12 protein-coding genes are annotated in these 16,127 nt (G+C 49.8%); 5 read left to right on the forward strand and 7 right to left on the reverse strand.

Annotated features, from left to right (window positions below; translation table 11 throughout):
* Positions 1-15 precede the first annotated feature (15 nt).
* Positions 16-1,149: a glycosyltransferase gene (locus HP567_RS11250; RefSeq protein WP_173608630.1), complete on the reverse strand. Its 1,134-nt coding sequence runs from the start codon at positions 1,147-1,149 to the stop codon at positions 16-18.
* 210 nt (positions 1,150-1,359) lie between these two features.
* Between HP567_RS11250 and HP567_RS11255 the strand changes: the two genes are divergently transcribed.
* On the forward strand, positions 1,360-2,709 hold the full coding sequence (locus HP567_RS11255) for a glycosyltransferase family 4 protein (protein ID WP_173608629.1): 1,350 nt from the start codon (positions 1,360-1,362) through the stop codon (positions 2,707-2,709).
* Between the two features lie 152 nt (positions 2,710-2,861).
* Here HP567_RS11255 and HP567_RS11260 read toward each other — a convergent pair whose 3' ends face one another.
* The 3 genes from HP567_RS11260 to HP567_RS11270 are packed head-to-tail and all read right to left on the reverse strand — an operon-like array spanning position 2,862 to position 6,568.
* The gene (locus HP567_RS11260) at positions 2,862-3,680 is read right to left on the reverse strand and encodes a hypothetical protein (protein WP_173608628.1); all 819 of its coding nucleotides are present in this window, start codon (positions 3,678-3,680) and stop codon (positions 2,862-2,864) included.
* A complete protein-coding gene (locus tag HP567_RS11265) occupies positions 3,673-5,301 on the reverse strand; it encodes a hypothetical protein (protein WP_173608627.1) in 1,629 nt (542 codons plus the stop codon). The genes HP567_RS11260 and HP567_RS11265 overlap by 8 nt, the downstream gene beginning before the upstream one ends.
* A 4-nt stretch (positions 5,302-5,305) precedes the next feature.
* Entirely contained in the window at positions 5,306-6,568 is a 1,263-nt protein-coding gene (locus tag HP567_RS11270) for an O-antigen ligase family protein (RefSeq protein WP_173608626.1), read from the reverse strand.
* Positions 6,569-6,757: 189 nt separating this feature from the next.
* Between HP567_RS11270 and murJ the strand changes: the two genes are divergently transcribed.
* Positions 6,758-8,284, forward strand: a complete 1,527-nt coding sequence (gene murJ / locus HP567_RS11275) for a murein biosynthesis integral membrane protein MurJ (protein ID WP_173608625.1) — start codon at positions 6,758-6,760, stop codon at positions 8,282-8,284.
* On the opposite strand, the gene HP567_RS11280 is transcribed toward murJ, so the two are convergent.
* Positions 8,259-9,635 carry a phenylacetate--CoA ligase family protein gene (locus tag HP567_RS11280; protein ID WP_173608624.1) on the reverse strand — a complete coding sequence of 459 codons (1,377 nt, stop codon included), beginning with the start codon at positions 9,633-9,635 and terminating at the stop codon, positions 8,259-8,261. The two genes, murJ and HP567_RS11280, sit on opposite strands and share 26 nt — an antisense overlap.
* Positions 9,636-9,839: 204 nt before the next feature.
* Here HP567_RS11280 and HP567_RS11285 point away from each other — a divergent pair, with 204 nt between their 5' ends.
* Positions 9,840-11,492: a putative polysaccharide biosynthesis protein gene (locus HP567_RS11285; protein WP_173608623.1), complete on the forward strand. Its 1,653-nt coding sequence runs from the start codon at positions 9,840-9,842 to the stop codon at positions 11,490-11,492.
* Between the two features lie 57 nt (positions 11,493-11,549).
* On the opposite strand, the gene HP567_RS11290 is transcribed toward HP567_RS11285, so the two are convergent.
* Both HP567_RS11290 and csaB read right to left on the reverse strand, forming a co-directional pair.
* Positions 11,550-12,401 carry a class I SAM-dependent methyltransferase gene (locus tag HP567_RS11290; protein WP_173608622.1) on the reverse strand — a complete coding sequence of 284 codons (852 nt, stop codon included), beginning with the start codon at positions 12,399-12,401 and terminating at the stop codon, positions 11,550-11,552.
* A gap of 24 nt (positions 12,402-12,425) precedes the next feature.
* Positions 12,426-13,523: a polysaccharide pyruvyl transferase CsaB gene (csaB, locus tag HP567_RS11295; RefSeq protein WP_048031963.1), complete on the reverse strand. Its 1,098-nt coding sequence runs from the start codon at positions 13,521-13,523 to the stop codon at positions 12,426-12,428.
* A 430-nt stretch (positions 13,524-13,953) separates the two neighbouring features.
* On the opposite strand from csaB, the gene HP567_RS11300 reads away from it, so the two are divergent.
* Positions 13,954-14,877, forward strand: a complete 924-nt coding sequence (locus HP567_RS11300) for a 50S ribosomal protein L11 methyltransferase (protein WP_173608621.1) — start codon at positions 13,954-13,956, stop codon at positions 14,875-14,877.
* Positions 14,878-14,941: 64 nt separating this feature from the next.
* Positions 14,942-16,117, forward strand: a complete 1,176-nt coding sequence (locus HP567_RS11305) for an acetyl-CoA C-acetyltransferase (protein ID WP_173608620.1) — start codon at positions 14,942-14,944, stop codon at positions 16,115-16,117.
* Positions 16,118-16,127: the final 10 nt, after the last annotated feature.

A 16,127-nucleotide genomic window follows, 5' to 3' on the forward strand; every position in this document is an offset into this window, starting at 1 on the left:
TCACCGTGCCTTTCGTCATTTCAGTAACGTACGATAAAGAGCAACAATTTGTTCGGTCATGAGTTGAATGGTAAAAGTGGATTCTACTTTGCTCAGCGCGTTTTGCACCATGATCTCACGCAATTGTGGTGAAGTCCAAAGCCGTTCCATTGCCTGCGCCAACAATGCGGGATTTCCCGGTTCAACGATCAGCCCCGTTTCGCCATCGAAAACAAACTCTTTCACACCGCCGACACTGCTTGCTACGACAGGAACCTCCGAAGCCATCGCCTCGATAATCGTATAGCCTAGCCCTTCGTACAAGGAAGAGTGGACAAAGCCATCTAAGGCATGCAAGCACGCTGGAATATCTTGCCGAAATCCAGCAAAGCGAACACGTGATTCCAGCCCCAATTCTTTTACCTTGGCTTCGAGCGCAGCACGTTCAGAGCCGTCCCCGATCAACACGAGGTAAGGGGTCTCTTTCTTGTCCGCCACAAGCGTATGAAAAGCATCGAGCAGAATCGGGAGACCTTTTACGGGAACAAAGCGAGCGGCTGTCCCGAACAAAAAGGCGTCCTCTGGTATGTTCCATTCCGCACGCAGTCGATTGCGGTCATTTTCCCGTAAATGGTTTTGCCGATAAGGCTTCATGTCCATTCCGTTATAAATCACGCTAATGTCAGACGAGCGAACACCCTGCCCCCGCAAAATATCGGCAATCGCACCACTGATCGCGATATAATGACGGTTCCAATGTCTCGTGCTCATTTCCATTATGCTGACAATGGCATAGGCCAAAGAGCTTGTATAATCATAACGAAGTGAGCTGTGAACGGTGGTCAGCAAAGGAACCTTCATACCGAGAGCTGCCAGTCGGGAAAAGAAATTGGCTTTAATCCCATGCGTATGAATAATCGCTGGTTGGAATGTGGAAAAGGCAGTCCGCAGAGCCTGCAGCAATCGTAAGTCAAAACGTCCGAACTGATTCAGTGTAATGACCTGGATGCCTGATTCCCGCAACTTACTCGCGAAGAGAGAATCATAGAAGCATACGACCGCGACTTCCACTTCGTCGACTGGAAAAGTAGTGACCAAATTGAGAATATGTTGTTCAGCACCGCCAAATTCCCCCCCGCCAATCACGTGGAGGACTCGTAATTTGCTCATCTGAATTCACCCGAATCGTAATTAAAAAACCTCAGCTGAGGTATGTACATGGAGGCACGACCGAATAGAGGCGGTGTACCGAAAAAAAGGACGATCATTTGTAAACAAAGCCATTTTCACTATAGCAGATGCCTGCTAGATTCGCAATAAGACAGCACTTATGGTATCGTTGATGATGGAAAATTGAAATGGAGAAGGACGGTTACGTAAATGAATACGCACAACGTGTTGATCATATGCTACATATTTCCTCCAATTGGTGGAGGCGGCGTGCCAAGACCGTTGAAAATGGCCAAATATTTGGGGGAGTTTGGCTGGAATGTCCATGTGCTGACAGTAGATCCTGCTTATCATGCGACGCTTGATCCATCCCTTTTGGCACAACTGCCGAGTGATGTCACTATTCACCGTGCGAAGGAGTGGCAGCTGCTGCCGAATCGAGGGGGACAAGCCGCATCAGCAAGTACCAATACAGCGTCCGCACCATTACAGCCGTCATTTAAGGCGAAGGTAAAAAAGCAGGTCGTTCATGTGCTGAAAAAAGTGAAGCCATACTTGTTGATTCCAGACGACCAAATCCTGTGGATGCCGAATGCGCTCAAGCTGGGGCGGGAAATAATGCGCCGTGAAAAGATCGACGTGATTTTTTCCACATCGGGACCGGTGACGAATCACTTGATTGCGAAAAAGCTTTCCCGTGAGTTTGGCTGCAAATGGGTAGCGGATTTCCGTGATCCATGGACGCAAAATATGCACACCTCTGGCATCGAATGGCGAGAGCGCATGGAAGAGCGAATGGAGGAGGCGGTGATGTCCCAAGCGGATGCGATCACGACCGTTACTGCGACCTTCGCCTATAATTTTCGCGAGAAGCACCAGAACCGTATCAAGCGAATGGAGCTGATCTACAATGGGTTTGATCAGGCTGATTTTCAAGGGTTGGCTCCGAGTCATGCTGTTCCGGAAAAGTTTCATGCGGTGTACGCAGGTATTTTGTATCAAAAGCGCAATCCACGCCTCCTCCTGCAAGCCATCCGGGAACTCATCGATGAAAAAGCAGTAGACCGAAATGATCTCTTGCTCAGCTTTGCCGGGGTGTTCGATTATCCGGGGTATTCCGAAAATCGCGATTGTGTGGAAGCATTGGGGCTGGGTGACATCGTTCGTGTGTTGGGGAACCTGCCGCATAAAGAAGCGCTCGGACTGATGAAAGGCGCCAATGCCCTCTTGCTGATTGGGGATGTGTCCGCTGACGCCGGAGCGTATATTCCGGGCAAGCTCTACGAATACATGGGGATTGGCAACCCGATCCTAGCTCTGAACAAAAGAGGCGAAGCGACAGAGATTATTGAAGATTTCCGTCTCGGACAAGTAGCCGATCCAGAGCAAAAAGACGAGATCAAGCAAGCATACCTGAAGCTGTACCAGGAGTGGAAAGCGCAAGGACAAACGGGTAGCGAGGAACGCGGAGCAGATTTTGCAGAGCGTGTGAAACCGTATGAGCGCCGTGAACAGGCGAAGCAATTGGCGCAATTGATGGATGAACTGGTGAAAAAATAGTACGGCATCGCCCCGGAGCCAATGAAGGCTGCGGGGTTTTCTTCGTGTGGCAGGCATACTTCTTTTGTTTCAAAATAAAAGGACCTGACGATGTTCGCCAGGTCCTGATTCGTACCGATTTGTCTGCTTCCAAGCTAAGGTAGCAGGCTTTTTTAGTACAGCAAATATTTCTCTATTTCTTCCGGTTCCTTAATGTGAATGCCACCAGTATCACCGTATTTAAACAGGTTGAACATCACTTGCTGGTCCATCGTTCCGGCTTCAGGCAGTGGGAGAATGATCCAGGTCTCGTACTGGTGGATCAGACGGTCTTCCTTGCCGAACCAAAACGTTGTCTTGATCGTGGATTCCTTCAAGATGTAATCCAGATCAGGGCGTTCTCCCAATTGCTTTTTCAATGGTTCAAACAGTGGGCTTTGGCTATTTTTCAGCCATTCTGCTCCTGTCATTTTCAATTGGAACGGAACGCTGACTACACCGATAGCTTTTTCCTCAGGCAATTGGACAGCCTTGTCCATGAAAGGCAGCCAGTCCTCGAAGCCCTTCAATACGTCGAAGGCAAGTGGCTCCTCTGGAGCGGTCACGAACTGCTCATTCGCCTTGATATAGCGTTTGTCGTTAATTCGATAGTACGAATACGGCTGGGCCGCGATACGTGCATCCACATTGTAGCCTTTCCCGTTGATGACAGCTCCATTGAACATACTCGTCGTGGTACGAGACAGGATTGTGTTTTTCACATAACCTTTATACCAGTAAGTCTGTGCCTCTTTATCTGTTTTGCCCTTTTCAAGGGCTGTTTTTAACCACTCGGCCCCTGACTCGGTTTGGACTGTTGTCGTTTGATCCGGCTTCTGGTCAAAATTGGTAGTGGCAAAAGCCTTCGTCCCTGATTCATACGTGCAGCCACCGAGCAGGGAGGCTGTGCAGATGGCAGCGAGCAATGCCCATGCTTTCGTCGCTTTACGCATGGCGAAACCTCCTTACGACTCCGTATCCCAAAAGTCCCACAAATAGCGCGATCGTGAGTCCGAGTACCGGAATGTTGTGCTGCTTAAACACGAGAATACGATGCGTATTGTACATGTTGGCCACGATTTCGTTTTCTTTGTCTCCATCGATGTCGCCGATTTGCACATTGATCAGCGGCATGTATATACGCCAGTTTTGTTTCAAGCCCTCTGGCGTGTAGTCATAGCCAGACAAATAGCGAGTATCTGTGGTACTTACCCAGCTTTTTGCTTTGGCTACGATCTCAGGCTTGGCGTTGTTACCAATCGTAGCAAAGTTGGAGAAGCGGAAGCTCTTATCGTGGTCACCACTTGCCCACAAAATTTCCCACGTACCGTCTGCTTTTGGTTTCAAGATGTACGAAGGTTTGCCTGCCACAAGCAGCTCATCGACCTTGTCGTTGTCGATATCGGCAGGAATGAACTCGCCAGTTGCCAATTCGGCCTGTTTGCGTGTCAGTGTGTACGATTCTGTCAGTGTGCCATCTGGCTCTACAGACAGTACACTCAGGTGCTCGCCCATGACAACGATTCCTTCGCGGCCATCTGGCAGCATCATGGTGGTCATCAGCTTGGTTGCTTTTGTCGTGCCGCCAAAAGGCTTGCCGTCGTAGTTGCCTGTCAGCATACCATCCTTGATGTGTAGATCCGTGTACTTGGAACCCAATGTTTGTCGTACGTCCATACTGCCTGCGTTATCTGCCAGTTGGTTTGCGATGTTCTCCATATCAAGCATAAACGCACGATAGGGTGCCGTTCCGATTTGCATCATGCCCTCCGCATATGGTTGGCGTTGGACATTCGGTACCAATTGACCGTCTTTCATCGTGTAATACGGGAAGCCCGGATAATCGGTCGGCAATTTTTCCTGGATGATCTTCATGGTTTCTGCCGGAATCTGATCATTCGGCATCCGCACCATTTGACCATCTTTCCAGGTCAGGACGTAAAGAGAAACAGGTTCCGCCTGCAAATGGCGCAGCTTCTCTGCCATTGCTTTTTTCTCTTCTTCCGTCTCTGGCTTTTCAATTTTTTCCGGCAGTGGAAGCTCCTCGGCATTGCCGTACGTGATGATCTCCATGCTGCCATCGCCATTGACGTCATGCAGCGCGATCGGGAAGTAATCCACCCAATCGCCGTTGTACAAACGGTCAGATTCGTATGTCACGGTAAAGTGGCTAAGTGCAGTCAGCGTATCTCTGTTGAACGTCACATTCGCCAAGAGGGCGATCAGAACCAACGAGCCGACTGCACGCCAGTTGAGGCGTCCATACCATTTCACGAGAAGCGCAATCACGATGACTGCGATTGCTCCACCGATCAAGAGAGCAGCAGTCGTTTTCACATCGACGCGTGTCAGTGCCCGATCCAGGAGCAAGAAGCCGATGGTAAACACAAGCACTTGACGTCGCTCCGACGGATGCACCACGAAGTAGCAAAAAGCTAGCAGTGGCAGGAAAATGAGTACAGCAATCCACGTTAAATCAAGGAACGCGGGTTTCACGAGCAAATGATAAATCAGAAACAGGGCAATGGCGTACAGCGCCCAGCTTATCGTTTCGAGAATAGGATTCCGGCGCATGTGCTCACCACCTTTTGTTTTGTGTCTGGTCGACGAATAATGCGCAGAGGAAGCCGCCAAACAGCCAGAAATAGAGTGCCATGAACGGCACCTCGAAAATGTTTTCCACGAGGTTATGAGTAGCTACCGCGATTAATCCGCCCAGCAGTCCGAGAATCGCGAAAAAGTGTGGCGAGCCTTGGAGGTTGCGGATAAGTCCGGCGCCATACTTGAACATGGTGATCACGGTTCCGATTAACAGGATGATCCCGATCAGACCGTATTCCGCCAAGCTTTTGAAGAAATAACTATCTGAATAAATCGTTCCAAAATGGCGTGTAGCAACTGCACCGCCGTGATGACCGAGACCGACGCCAAACAAAGGCTCGATGCGCATCTTGTCATAGGCTTCGCCCCAACGGCCAATACGTCCGCCTTGGCTACTAGATTCGAAGTATTCAGGTGTAAACAGCGTGAAAATGCGATCTTTAACTTTTCCGACAAGCGGAACAGAATCAGGAACGAAGAACAGGGCTACAACCCCGATAATCCCTGCGAGCACCAAGTACCCTGCTACTCGTTTGTTCCATATGTAGAAGCAAACAAATGCAGCAAAAGCTAGGGCAAACCAAGAACCGCGGGAACTTGTTAACAGCATGGCGAGCAAAGTCGTCAGTGCAACGATGGCCCAAATCCATTTTTGCTTGCGATCCTTCGCTGTCATGAATAGACCAGCCGCAATCGGTGTAACCAACGCCATGTAGCTGCCCAAAACGTTCGGGCTTGTTACGAAGGAGAATGCACGCGTTGTAACGGCTTCCCCTTCCTGTACCCATGATTCAGGTGTTTTGACGCCTATGATGACTTGCAAGACACCGTACAGTGCCGCTACGAAACCAATCAGCACAAGTCCCTTCATGAACTTGTCCAAGTCTTCCATCGACTTCAGTAAATAGAAGCCCATGAAAAAGGCGAGGATGTACTGGTAGACGGAACGGAATCCTTCCACAGTCGCTTCCCAGTTCGCCATGTCAGTCACCATGATGGCAATTCCGAGGACGAAAAAGGCTCCAAGCCAATGTTTGATTCCAGGCATCGTCCGATTTGACTGTAAAAACGCAACGAACGTAAACAGCATCAGAACGATGAGCAGTGCTTCATCCCACAAAGAAGATATGACTGGAATCGGTAGAATCTGTCGCAAGACGTAATCGATTACGGGATAGGCCAACAGCAAATACAACCACGTAGATGATTGGCTTCCCCACTTCAACACGGTTTCTCTCATTTTTATTGTAGTCCTCCTACAGGTAGGGATTAACCTACCTATTATAATGAATCTGACAACCCGGTAGCAAGCCGGGGGGAAAGAGGTTGGTAGGAACGGTAGAAATAAGATATGATAACTAGGTAGTTTGAGGGGTTAGAATCAAGCCTGGAACGTAGGGTTTCAAATAGGGATAGGAGAAAAGTGGACATGAGTTTGTTAAAAATTGCTTCCATGATTGTCGTGCTGACTCTCGTTGGAAGGCTTCTGGGCTTTTTTCGCAGTGTGTATGTATCCAGCTTGTACGGGACTGGCATGGAGGCAGATGCGTTTAATATCGCGGCAACGATTCCGCTGACGCTGTTCTTGGTCATACCGGGAGCCGTCAATGCAGTGCTGATCCCGACGATGCGGGGCATGATGGAAAAAGGAGAGCGGACGACTGACTTGTATCAGAAGATGCTCACGATCATTTTGGGTATATTCGTTGCTCTCTCTGCTTTAGGGGTTGTCTTTTCTTACCAGCTGGCTGCGATGTTTGGACTGACGGGTGAGAAGCTGGAGCTCACGGCTAGCATGCTGCAATGGATGTGGCCATCAGCTATTTTCATCGGGTTAACGGGGCTTTGGTCGAGTATTTGCAATGCTCACCAACATTTCTTTACACCGACGCTTGGCACGGTAGTCAATGGAGCTTTGGTGATTGTCAGCATGTATGTGCTCGTTCCGATGTATGGTCCCATTGGATTGGCAATGGCTACGACAATCGGTTACTTGGCTGCACTGTTGCCGATTCTCCCTACCTTGAGCGGATTCGGCTATCAGCAGCGCTTCTCCTTTGCTTGGCGTGAGGACGCAGCTCTCAAAGGCATGGGCGAGCGCGTCATTCCGATTTTAATTGGTGCGGTGGTAGCTCAGGCGACTACCTTTTTGGAGCGAGGCTTCGCGGAAGGGCTTGGAACGGGTGTCGTTTCCGCTCTCGCCAATGCGAACCAGATCATGCAATTGCCTCTGGCTATTTTTGTCGGGGCGTTTACGCTGCCGTTATTCCCGCTGTTGGCTAGTCATGTCAAGCGGGGGGAAATGACGGAGATGAAGCAAATCCTGCAAAAGGGACTTGCCTATCTTCTCATTTTGCTGCTGCCCGTGACGGTTGGACTTGCGCTATACGCAGAGCCAATCATCCGACTAGCTTTTGAGCGTGGTGCGTTCGATGAGCATTCTGTCGCTTTGACAGCGTGGGCACTGCCGTTTTACGGCGTGGGGCTTTTCTTTTTAGCGTCGAGAGACTTGCTGACTCGCGCCTTTTATGCACTGGAAAACACGAAGACACCCGTTATGATCGGGGCGATTGGGATCGGTGTGTATGCCCTTGCCAACTGGTTGCTCATTCCCCTGCTTGGTCATGGCGGAATTGCTCTTGCCAATGCGGTATCGGCTATCAGTCAAGCGCTCCTGCTGTTCATTTTGCTATGGAGGGCAGTAGGCAGCCCTGTACGAGCGAATTTCCTCATGACCACGGGGAAAACCATTCTGGGCTGCGCAGTCATGGCTGGTGCTATTTTGTTCGTCGATCCATGGTTATCCGTATTGCCTGTCTGGTTGTACCTGCCGCTAGGAATTATGGGCGCAGCTCTTTTATATCTTGTCGTGCTCATTTTGGTTCGCGAGCCACTTGTGTCAGAACTGCTGCAAAAAGTACGCAAGCGGTCTACTCCAGCGGGAGGGCGCTCGTAAGCGGGAATTCCCTGATGGCATAGCGGGTCTTACCCGAGCTTGCGGGGGGAATGGTTTCCACGTAAGAAACGTGGATGCTGACCTGGCCTAATGCCGCGCGAATTCCTTCCAAAAGCTTGGCTTCATCAGCAGGCAAAAAACGTTCGGGCTCCTTCACCAGTCGCAGGCTCAGTCGCTCCGGATCATGCTGGACGATCTGAAAGGTGCGGAAGCTGTCCATATTCCGCACGATGTGATTAAAATAATGTCCGTGCACGTACCGTCCGTTGAGCGATAGGAACATGTCGTCTTCTCTGCCATCAATCGAAGCAAGAAGTGGAAAAGAGAGATTGCAAGAGCAGGTTGAATCGGAGAGCGCGACGACATCTCCTAATTGGTAGCGTAGGCGAGGCATGACGGTATTGTGCAAGTCTGTGACGAGCAGTGCTCCCGGGTGCCCTTTGTGGACGGGAATATGCGTAAGGGGATCGACTACCTCCAAATAACAGTTCCCGGAAAAGGCATGCATGCTCCCAGCCGTGCATTGGTAGGCGATAATTCCGCCGTCACGAGCGCCGTACTCATTCACTACAGGCGCATCAAAAGCCTGGGCAATTGTTTGCCGCTGGTGCTCGTGCAGGCTTTCTGCTGTAGAGACCACGGCTTTGAGCGGGATTCCGAGTGTCATGCCCCGTCGTAGCATTATCATGGCGAGGGTATGCAATGCGGAGGCGTACCCGTATAAATAGGCTGGACGGAATTCCCGGATGAGGCGCAGGTTTGCTTCCAAATGACTTTCGTCCAATTCATAGGCAGAAATCATCATGCGGTTTTTCAACCAGCGTTCCTTCCAGCGGTAGCGGCGAGCTTGCTGGGCGTTTAATTCGAGAGGAGAGCCCCAGATCATCACACATGGGTCTCCAATGCGGATGCCGTACCAGGATAGCCCCAACCAGCGCGCAGCTTCATACCGCTCGACCGTTTGACGATCGAGATAAAAATGGGTAGGTTCACCTGTGGAGCCTCCCGTACGATTTCCAACGAGTCTGCATGTTTGGAGGCCCTGGCTCAAATATTGATCAGCGTTTTGCCGAAAGTGTGCTTTGGTCAGAACAGGAATACGCTGCAAAAAACGTTCAGGCATCTCGCGCATTTTGCTCCAGTCTGGGGCGAAGGCAGTGTAAGCTGGTACGTTTTGTATCGCATGATCGAGTAGCTTCACCAGCTTTTCTCGCTGCTGCACGTTAAGCGCTTCGGCAGATAGACGCTGAGTTGCTTGCAATTCTTTCATGTAAGGACGGATGCGATTTCCTTTCAAGGCCTCCATTAACGGCCACTGTACATGGCGGATCAAAAATCCGGTTGTGGGCATAATTTCCCCTCCTACTCACTGATCACACAGGCAGACGATTAAAAAAAATCAATGCAATCTGTTTTTCACCAGTATTCCTGCGAAATTCCATCGATATACCTGTTTGCTGGAAGAGGGAAATGATAGTAGGATAGAGAGTGGGTTCATGTCGATTGGTGCTGCCTTACGGGTATCCAGTCAAAGAGACGAATAAAGGAGTTACCCATGTTGAAAAAAAGTCATTTTCTCGCGGGAGCGTTGATCTTAGCCATAGCGGGGATTTTGTCAAAAGTTATCGGGATGTTTTACCGAATTCCGCTTCAAGAGATAGTAGGCGACAGAGGTCTCGGACTCTATCAGGAAGTATATCCTCTCTACCTGACCTTTCTCATATTGGCGACAGCAGGTGTGCCAGTAGCATTGTCGAGAGTGATTGCAGAGGCATTAGCTGAAGGAAAACAAGGCTCTATTGGACAAATTTTGGCCCGTAGCATGGTTATGATGGGCGCCATCGGACTTATCTTGTTTGCGCTCCTGTACGTCAGCTCCCCACTTATCGCAAAGCTCATGGGGAATCCGCATTTGATTGAACCGATTCGAGCGATTTCCATGTCGCTGCTGTTCGTTCCTTTGATTGCGGTTATTCGCGGCTTTTTCTACGGCCATCAAAAAATGTTGTTTGTCGGACTCTCGCAAATTGTGGAGCAGACCTTGCGTGTCGTATTTATTTTGGTAGCTTCCCTGTATCTCGTGTCACTCGGTGAAGATACGGATACTGTGATTACCGGAGTCAACTTCGGTACGATGATCAGTACGTTTTTGAGTCTCGGGTTTCTAGCATTACTCATGTGGCTCCACAACCGGAAAAATTCCGTGTTTAGCGGGGCAGAGTGGGGGCGCCTTACTTGGTGGTATGATCGTGCCTTCTTCGCCTCGATGTGGCGAATTGCCTGGCCAATTTGTATCAGTGCCTTAGTTATCCCGATTTTCAGCCTGACGGATTCCTTTCTGGCGATTAACATCTTCCGCTACATATGGAATGTGGACGGCTTGACGGCGGATACGTGGTTTGGCATTTACAGCAGGGGAGGACCACTTCTGCAAATGGCGAGCTTGTTCGGATCGTCGATTGCTCTCTCGATCGTCCCTGCCATTGCCGAAGCAATCAGACAAAAGGATCAGGAACGGATTACGACCTTGACCAAGCTCTCACTGCGCTTTGCTTGGCTAATCGGTCTGCCTGCCGGGCTGGGACTGACAGCTGTAGCTGAAGGGGCGAATTTGGCGTTGTATGGTGATATGGAAGGCACGCGTGCAATGGCGATTTTAGGAATCACAGCGATCCCGCTTTCCTTGTTGCTTGCTACAAACGGCATTTTGCAAGGGATCGGCAAAGAAAAAATCCCTGCGCGTCATCTGCTTTATGGTGTCATTGTAAAAGTACTGGCAACACTCGTGTTTACCTCGATGTTCGGTATGGATGGATTGTCCCTGTCTTGGCTGGTTGCTACTGCATTTGTCTGCGTACTGAATATGCGAGTCATCAACCGTTACGTATCGATTCCGATTAACTGGCGCTTCGATACCATTTATCCGTTACTGGTGGCTAACCTCATGCTCATTCTGGCTTGGGGAGCGACAGAGGCAATTGATTTCCTGTTCAGGGGAAGAGAGCCAGTGCGCATTTTGGGAGCGATAGAGACCGTCGCTGGAGTCGGTGTAGGGCTCATCATCTACCTGGGACTGCTCATCCTCATTCCACTTATTGAAGACAAGGAGCTAGACTGGCTGCCAGGTGGAAACAAACTGCGCGCCTTTATCCAATTCATACGGAGGAAGCAGGCCTCCTCGTTAAAGTCCAATACGAATAACGATTAATCCAATCGAAAAACCCCTTTCTCCACAAACGGAGGAAGGGGTTTTATGTGATCTTTCTTATTTCGCTTTTTGATAAACACATACGACCATTTTTACGAAAAATTCACGGGTAGCAGGCAATTTCGCCAAGGCCTGCAACTGATTGCGCAACGGAATCTCTCGCTGGTAAACCGCAGGCTGTACCACGCCTTGTTGAATTTTTCGAAACCGTTTGATCGTCATGCGATTGATGTACGAGATCGTGTCTCTGCCATCAGGGAGCTTGTCGAAGCGAAATGCAATCCGGTCAGAACCGTCTGGCAAGTCGCTAACTAGCTTTTTATAGGCGTCAATCAAGGCCTGCTCCGAAAAGAGGGCATGTACCCAAGGAATGCCGATCGCATCTGACAAATGAGCACCGTATGGATGATAATACGGCGGAAAATTGATGTAGAGATGCCCGCCAGGCTTCAAGACCCGAAAGCATTCCTCCAGCGTCTTTTCCGGTTCGCCAACGTGCTCCATCGCATCATTCATGATGATCGTATCGAACGTGTTGTCCGGGAAGTCCATTCTTGCGGCATCACCAGTCATGAAGGAGACGAGATGATCCAGTCCCTTTTTCTTCGCGAATGCATTTCCTTCCTCCGCGTAGTGGGGGACGATATCGATGCCGATCATTTTTTTCGGTCCATAGGTGGCGTAATAGCAGGTTTTGCCCCCGCCGCCACAGCCGATGTCCAAAACTGTTTTGTCACGGAACATTTGCTCCTGTGAATGGAAGGGGAGGAAAAACTGAATGGTTTGATCCCCTTTTTGAAATTGCCATTCGGTATAGCTCATTTCCCCGTTGTTTGCCAGGTTGAAAGGGTGAACGGGGAGAGGAAATAATCGATTTAAACGAAGTAACACTTGTGAAGAAAAGGACATGATGTCCTCCTTTCCAGGTCAGCCTTATTTACGCAGCGCCTGCAAAACAAGTTCACTGCTTTTGGATGCTTCGATCGCTAACAGATGGGAATGCTTCGTTACTACATCAATTTCGTGATCGAGGTTGTCCAGTTTTTCAGCGAGCAAGGTCAAAAGTGTAGTTTCATCGAGTTGAGTAATATGACCAGCATTGGGCATTCCAGCGCGTTCAACGAATCGATCGATTTTCGGATCGTAGGAGATACCGATAAAAGGAATTCGCAGCATGCAAGCAAGAATGAGAGAGTGAAGCCGCATTCCTACGACGTAGTTGCATTGCTTCAGTACCGACATGATGTCATGAAAAGTCACAGGTGCATCGAGAAGACGTGCTCCTGGTTGGCTCATCTGGTCCATGATTTCCTGGGACGGTGCCAAATCACTAGGGACATGCATCGGGAGGAAGAGAACATTCCATCCGCGCATGATAAACCAATCTGCTGCCCGGGCTATCTTCTGTTTGAATTGCTGTTCCTGCTTCCAGTCCCGGACAGAGATGGCGACCAAAGGCTTGGAAGGATCATCAAACATACCATGGAGCAGCTCTTTTCCCCGTTGATCTGCAATATCGTCTGGGGATATCGTCAGAGCAGGGTCAGCTGTTATATAGATAGGGGCTTTTTTTACGCCGCAGGCTTTGAAGTCCTCTCCTGATTCGTAGTCGCGAACCGTGATAATGTTGACGTGATTCACCACGCGTTTAATCATCGTGCGACTGAGCGATTTGAGGATGGGTCCAAACCCTTGCGCGTAAAAGACCACGGGTTTACCTAAAAGCTTGGCAATGGTGACGATGCCCAAATAGTAGAGGACACTGCGCGGACTGGTTACATCCTGCATCAGTGTACCGCCGCCCATCACCAGCATGTCACTTCGCGAAAGCTCGCGGACGATGGTTCCAAAGCTCCAGCGGTTATAGGCTTCAATCCCGAACAGTTCCGCAGTCCGATCAGGCTGATTGGACAAGACGGCGAGAGAGATATTTGGTTGTTCCCGCTTAAGAGAGCTGATGATGCCGTACAGGACCACATCGTCTCCGGCATTATTAAAGCCGTAGTACCCGGAGATGAGAATTCGCGACATGGAGTGAACCTTCTTTCTATATCAAACGTACAGGAAAAATACATTCTCAAGTATAATCGAGTAAACAAGGGGAAGTAAAGCAACCACAGTAGAAAACTTCACGCCCCAATTGTTTGGACAGATACAGTGGGTGTAGCGAGGTTCGTAGGGTATAATGATGTTGTTCCGACTTACGAGAACATATAGAGGAAACCCATACCGAACATGCCGATGCCAAGAACGATGAGGGCAATCATGACGATGAAAAGTCCCTTGTTTTTGCGGCGACGGTAAAAAAATTCGTCAAACATGGTAAGCCTCCCTGTGGTGGTGATAGTCCATTCTACTATCATACCATGTTCTCTATCATCCTTGCCATCCACAGATGAGTGAATAGATGTCCGCAAGAATAGGGGCGAATGACAGCAAAAGGGAAGGAGCATTTTTCATCATGGAAAGCATGTGGCTCAAATACACATTACTAGTGGAATCAGAGATTGAGGATTTGTTTGTGGCAGAGGTATTGACCAGCTCCTACACACTTGGCTGGATCGAACCGCAAATCGAAGTACTGACAACGGAAAACGGATATGATTACGCAGAAAATACGGAAGGTCCACTTGTTGGTTATCTGTTTGAACCCCAGCACGATCGTGAAGAGGAGCATGTATCCCGCCTGAAGACCTACATTCAGCGGTGGAATGGACAAGTCACTATAAAAGAAGTAGAACTCGTAGCGGAGGAAAATGATTCGTGGAAAGAGGAGTTCCGTGAAGTCAAAATAGGCGACTGGTGGGTGGCACCAACGTGGACCGACCCCGCAGCGCTGGAGTCGGCTCGGCATATCCTATGGATCGATCCAGGTGCAGCCTTCGGAACGGGCTATCATGGAACGACGCAGGACATTCTTTTGTTTTTGCAAGAAATGGATCTGGAGGGTAAGCAAGTCATTGATGTAGGAGCTGGCTCAGGAATTCTCTCTTTGTACTGCGCCTTGAATGGAGCGAAGCATCCTGTATGGGCAGTGGACATTAATCCACAAAGTGAGTATCAGGTTCTCGTCAATGCGACCAATAATCATCTTCCTGACCACGCTGTACAAGTCGTCATTGGGGATGCGAGCGAGGACGCAGTGAAGTCTCAATTGCCTGACCAAGCAGATGTCATTCTGGTCAATATCGGTGGCGATGAAAATGTCGCGATGCTTCCGATGATTACGGAGCGAATGGCACCAGGAGGAACGTTGATTCTCTCGGGAATTGTCGAATGGAATCGGGAAGCTGTCATTGCTACATTTGAACAGGCAGGCTTCCAGGTGGAGAAAGAAAGCCAACATGACGAATGGGTCACCGTTGTATTGAAAAACATCGTTTAGAACCGCCCTGTAACTTCCGTGTGAGACAATAAAGAAAAAGGTTACTCAATGGAGGGGAAAACAAATGGAGCAGGTTGTCATTGCTGCTGCCGGACGTACGCCTATTGGTACGTTTGGTGGCGTCCTGAGAGATGTAAGCGCTCGCAAGCTGGCAGAAACCGTCATTCGTGGTGTTATGGATCGATCTGGCCTGGAAGCTTCTCAGATCAATGAAGTCATTTTAGGCAATTGCATTCAGCGCACAGACGAGCCAAACATAGCGCGAGTGGCAGCATTGGACGCAGGATTGGGAAAAGAAGTGACGGGCTTCACGATTCAACGTCAATGCGCGTCCGGCATGCAAGCGATTGTGAGCGGCGCTTCCCAAATTCTTTTAGGCGACAGTGAAATCGTTTTGGCAGGCGGCGTAGAGAGCATGAGCAACGCCCCGTATGTCCTGAAAAATGCGCGCTGGGGCAAACGATTGACACATGGGGAAATGACCGATGCGATGTGGGAGTTGTTGACAGATCCCCACCATCAAATCCTGATGGGCGAAACGGCAGAACGGCTGGTCGATCGTTACGGGATCACGCGTGAGGAGTCGGATGAAATTGCCTTGCGCAGTCAGCAAAACGCGATCCGCGCCATAGACAGCGGTTTGTTTGCGGAGGAAATCATAGGAGTTTCTATTAAAAAACGGACCGAAGAAATTATGGTTACGGAAGACGAATTCCCTCGCAGGGGAGTGACTCTGGAAAGTCTCGCGAAACTTAGACCCAGCTTCCGGGACAATGGTACAGTGACGCCAGGCAATGCCTCCGGGCTCAACGATGGAGCGTCCGCAGCCGTTTTGATGAAAGAAGGAAAAGCGAGAGAGCTCGGGATCGAACCACTCGGCAAAATTGTCTCGTGGGCGGTAGCGGGGGTAGAGCCTGATTTGATGGGATATGGACCCGTTCCAGCAGTGAAGCGTGCATTGGCAAAAGCCGGTCTGACGCTCGCGGATATCGAACTGATCGAAGTAAACGAAGCCTTTGCCGCGCAATACCTGGCTGTGGAAAAATTGCTGGAGCTACCGCGGGAAATAACGAATGTGAACGGAAGCGGTATCGCGCTGGGTCACCCTGTCGGTTCTACCGGCTGCCGAATTGTCGTAACCTTGCTGCATGAAATGAAGCGACGACAGCTGAAGCGAGGCTTGGCTGCCCTTTGTGTTGGCGGAGGTATGGGTATGGCGATGGTTGTCGAACGCACATAGGTTTAAACGA

This window comes from Brevibacillus sp. M2.1A (assembly GCF_013284355.2).
Classification (GTDB): Bacteria; Bacillota; Bacilli; order Brevibacillales; family Brevibacillaceae; genus Brevibacillus.